The organism is Nocardiopsis synnemataformans (genome assembly GCF_965343085.1).
GTDB classification, from domain to species: Bacteria; Actinomycetota; Actinomycetes; order Streptosporangiales; family Streptosporangiaceae; genus Nocardiopsis; species Nocardiopsis alborubida.
The window spans coordinates 1-571 of the sequence record NZ_CBDRFA010000192.1 but is presented as its reverse complement, the minus strand read 5'-3'; the positions used below and the strand labels follow the sequence as shown (position 1 = coordinate 571).

The 571-nt window shown below is 65.0% G+C and carries 1 protein-coding gene; it reads right to left on the bottom strand.

The genetic code is table 11. The features are described from left to right. The coding region (locus ACSIH6_RS39415; RefSeq protein WP_435114004.1) for a transposase at positions 1-524 on the bottom strand (524 nt) is incomplete at its 3' end. Between the last annotated feature and the right edge of the window lie 47 nt (positions 525-571).

Below are 571 nucleotides of genomic sequence, written 5' to 3'. Positions count from 1 at the left end.
TAGACCTCGTCCAGGGGCCGGTTCTGCCACTCGCCCATGCGTTCCATGGCCGCGTCGGTGATGGCCGAGATGGTCTGCTTGGACACGTTGGCGTCGTAGACCTCGGCCAGGTGGGCGCAGATCTCCCCGTGGGTGAGTCCTCGGGCCGACAACGACAGCACGATGCCGTTGACCCCGTTCAGCCTGCGCTGGCGCTTGCGCACGATCTGGGGTTCGAAGGAGCCGTCGCGGTCGCGGGGCACCTCGACCTGGACGGGGCCGGCCTCGGTGGTGAGCGTCTTGGACCGCTTGCCGTTGCGGGCGTTGCCGTCACCGTTGGTGGAGCGTTCGTGTTTGGCGTAGCCCAGGTGGGTGTCCATCTCGGCTTCCAGGACGTTTTCCAGGGTGGTCTTGGTCAGGCGGGACAGCAGCCCGTTCTCGCCGACCAGGTCGATGCCCTCGGCCTTGGCCTTGGCCATCAGCTCCGCGACCAGGTCCTCGTCCGACCTGCCAGTATCCGTCTTCACCTGCGTCTTGTCACTCATGGTGAACTCCTACCCTCTTGGAGTTACACCCTTATCTTTACAGTCCC